We start from the raw sequence: 3,170 nt of genomic DNA on the forward strand, positions 1-3,170 counted from the left end.
GATATACTCAGGGCTTTGGCCTGACGACTGATTGAGAGCTCATGGGGCCGGTCAATCATCTTTTGGCGCTCAACAAACCCGCTTTTGTGAGCGCTCCTTCCAAAAAATCGTTTTCCAAAGCCAATTCTGTGGGGGGGGCTGTCATTCTGCATAGAGGTGTAGGTGGGTGGAAATGAATGAAGTTATTGAAATTTATAGATTATATCATTTGAGATAGGGAAAATCATTTTGCACAGTGTTGCGCGAAATCTATTCAAAATGGGCACTTAGGTGTGCATATAACGGTCAAAAATGAGCAAATGAAAGCAACGCGTTTGAATTGGAGTGCTTTGAAGTCAGTTCAGCTGAAATGATGTCCGCACCACACTACTTTTCCGATGATATGAAAATCTTCCAGATCAGAACGTTTCAATAACTCGTCTTTGTAGATCGGATTTTCACTAATCACCTCAATATCACCCAAAATCGTAGGTCGAAGACGCTTTACCCGAGCCATGCCCGCAAAAACAAAGGCATAGATGCCATCTGAGAGAGTGTCACGATTTCTATCGACCATGACGAGATCCCCGTCCGCAATGAGTGGGTCCATACTGTCACCGTCTGCTGTGAGGATTACTAGGCCATCTATATTAGATCGACCGAGCCTACGCCGCAGGAACTCACGCGTAAATGGAATTTCGTCCAGCACTAGCAGATTGTCGCCATTCCATGAGCCTCCACCTGCTGCAAGGCGGACATCAGCGCGAGAAATGGAAATAAAGTCGTCGCTACAAACGCCTCTTTCTTCTCCCGGATGCATAGGCCCTTCACCCGTGGCAAGCCATTGCAAGTTAACTCCACACGCAGATGCAATTTGGACTGTTTTATCTAGTCCTGGCATTCCCCCATTCAGATATTTGCGGATCAGACTATCTCCAATGCCGCACTTTTTTGCGAATGAAAGCACGCTCTCATCTCCAACTAGCACTTTGATGCGATCTTTTAGCACTTCAGACCTTAGGTAGCCGTTCAGACCTCACGAAAACCAAATAAAATCAACGCACTATTGCACAGATTGAGTATTTAGTGGAAACTGCAAGGTCTGAAGTAAGAGTAAATCAGCGCGATAGTATTGACTGATGGCCACTATAGTGCTTATTTATCTTCATTCGTTACTAACAAGTGCAAATCACCAAGGTGAGTCGCACGGTGAATAAAAAAGCGGCTGCTGCAACAGTCCGCTTTTTAAGGAGATACAATGGCTAAACACGCCCCTCAAGTAAAATGGGACAAGCATTCAATCAAGGCAGAGCTACACCGCAAAGAGTGGACGCTCACCGAAATTGCCGCCAGAGAAGGTATGCACCGTACCACGTTAACCAAGGCTCTGGAAACCGGAACCGGACGCGGTGCGGAGCTTATCTCCAAATATCTCAGTATTCCATTAGAGCAGCTATGGCCGAACCGGCGCAAGCGCTCTGCTCATGTGATTTACAATAGCGACAAACACGGCCCGAGCGCTAGTCAGAAAAAACAGTCTCTCGCTGACACTTCTCTTACTGAGGCCGAGGCGGCGGCATGAGAACGGCCCGTGCAACCCGATGTGTCGCCCTGCGGTTTTATCATCGCTTTGATTATGACGCAGGACACGACAATCACCTTAAAGACTTTGCCAGTGCGCTTGCCCTTGGTGTGTTCACCGCTGCCTTTATGCTGTGGGGCTGGGTGTCGTGCATAGCAGTTGCTTCATACCGGGCAGGATACCCGCTATGAGAACGCGCCGCTGCCAACACACTGATGATTTGCTGAGCTGGCAACCGCCACAGGTGGAGGCCCGCTTTGAACCAGCGCGGGTTCGTTCTGCAACCCCTTCCGGCAAGGTCTGCCGGGCTCTGTCTGAGGCCATGAAAGAAGATGGTCGCAGCCGCGAGGAAATCGCGGCGGCTCTTTCTGAGCATCTTGGGGAGCCCATCAGCCGGGACAGTCTGGATGCCTGGGCAAGCGAAGCGCGGGAAGCCAGCAATATTGCCGGGTATCGCCTGATCGGTCTCATCTCTGTTTTGAAATCAAAAGAGTTGCTCAACGAGCTGCTGGCTCGCACCGACATGATCGTGGTGGACCGTAAGTACCGCCCTCTAATTGAACGACAGCTGATGGAAGAAGCGCAAACGCGCATCAAGAAGATGATCCAGCAAGCAGATAAAGAATGGAAGGGCCTAAAATGAGCGGAACAGTTCCAGCCCTATTGGATAATGGCGCAAAGCGTGAGTGGTTTACAGCCCGCGAGCTTGCAGAACTGAAGTTGCCGGAACTACCCGGCAGCGAAAAAGGCATTTTGTTACGAGTGAATAAAGAAGCTTGGAAAGAACGTGCAGGCTTTTCTCGTAAACGAGGCGGCGTCTCGGGCGGCGGCGGCTGGGAATACCATATTGATTTACTCCCGGAGGTTGCCCGCAAAGCGTTAGAAGCCCGGTTCAACATTGAACGCCTTAACGCTGATGTGCCTGTTGTGCAGGAAAAAGCGCCAAAACCAACAAAAGTGACTCTGGCGGATGCAGACGGGGCACAGCGCCGTGCTGCGGAAGCCCGCAAGCAGATCTTACAGATGGTGGAACAGCTGGTCATGCGCGGCATGGCCTATGACAAAGCTGTGTGCGGGCTCACTGCCAAGGTCAAGGTGCTGCTGAGCCAGGAGGTACTAATGCCGGATGAAGAGCAGTTGCTTAAGCTGGTGCGGACCGCCAAGGACAAGGGGACCGGGATTTCCCGCCGCGCTATTTACAACTGGCGCAAGGCGTTCAAAGAAAGCGGCTTTGCTGGCTTGATCCCCGGCAAACGCAAGCAAGATGCGCTCAATGCTTCCCGTTATGAATGGGCACCGGGCTTTTTGAAGTTTTATGCGGACCCGCGCAAGCCAACCGTGGCGCTGGCACTAGATCAGTATCGCGCCAGCCTGGAAGATCCTGCACAGGCTCCAAGTTATGATCAGGTAAAACGATATCTGACCAAGCTGAAGAAGGCTGACCCGATTGCTGCCTATAAGGGCCGTGAAGGTCTGCTCGCTCTCAAAGCCCGGAAGGTCTATGTGAGCCGGTCAACTGAAGGGTTGGAGCCAACCGATATTTATACCGGTGATGGCAAGACCTTTGATGCGTTTGTCGGGCACCCGTTTTCCGGCAATCCTATGGTTT

General features: G+C 51.2%; 5 protein-coding genes. 4 read left to right on the plus strand and 1 reads right to left on the minus strand.

Annotation, left to right across the window (positions count from 1 at the left end):
• Nucleotides 1–340: 340 nt before the first annotated feature.
• Complete coding sequence (locus PsAD37_RS08820; RefSeq protein WP_063295829.1) at nt 341–988, minus strand: S24 family peptidase; 648 nt, start codon at nt 986–988, stop codon at nt 341–343.
• A gap of 249 nt (nt 989–1,237) precedes the next feature.
• Between PsAD37_RS08820 and PsAD37_RS08825 the strand changes: the two genes are divergently transcribed.
• The 4 genes from PsAD37_RS08825 to PsAD37_RS08840 form a co-directional block, all read left to right on the plus strand.
• Nucleotides 1,238–1,561: a helix-turn-helix domain-containing protein gene (locus tag PsAD37_RS08825; RefSeq protein WP_063295830.1), complete on the plus strand. Its 324-nt coding sequence runs from the start codon at nt 1,238–1,240 to the stop codon at nt 1,559–1,561.
• Entirely contained in the window at nt 1,558–1,752 is a 195-nt protein-coding gene (locus PsAD37_RS08830; protein WP_063295831.1) for a hypothetical protein, read from the plus strand. The genes PsAD37_RS08825 and PsAD37_RS08830 overlap by 4 nt, the downstream gene beginning before the upstream one ends.
• Nucleotides 1,749–2,204: a hypothetical protein gene (locus PsAD37_RS08835; protein WP_063295832.1), complete on the plus strand. Its 456-nt coding sequence runs from the start codon at nt 1,749–1,751 to the stop codon at nt 2,202–2,204. The genes PsAD37_RS08830 and PsAD37_RS08835 overlap by 4 nt, the downstream gene beginning before the upstream one ends.
• On the plus strand, nt 2,201–3,170 hold a 970-nt coding region (locus PsAD37_RS08840), incomplete at its 3' end, for a DNA-binding protein (protein WP_193778237.1). The genes PsAD37_RS08835 and PsAD37_RS08840, both read left to right, overlap by 4 nt.

This window comes from Pseudovibrio sp. Ad37 (assembly GCF_001623075.1).
Taxonomy (GTDB): Bacteria; Pseudomonadota; Alphaproteobacteria; order Rhizobiales; family Stappiaceae; genus Pseudovibrio.

Bases quoted from the DNA above. Each gene is read 5' to 3' on its own strand.
- PsAD37_RS08825 (WP_063295830.1), top strand. From the start codon at position 1,238: ATGGCTAAACACGCCCCTCAAGTAAAATGGGACAAGCATTCAATCAAG.
- PsAD37_RS08835 (WP_063295832.1), top strand. From the start codon at position 1,749: ATGAGAACGCGCCGCTGCCAACACACTGATGATTTGCTGAGCTGGCAA.
- PsAD37_RS08830 (WP_063295831.1), top strand. From the start codon at position 1,558: ATGAGAACGGCCCGTGCAACCCGATGTGTCGCCCTGCGGTTTTATCAT.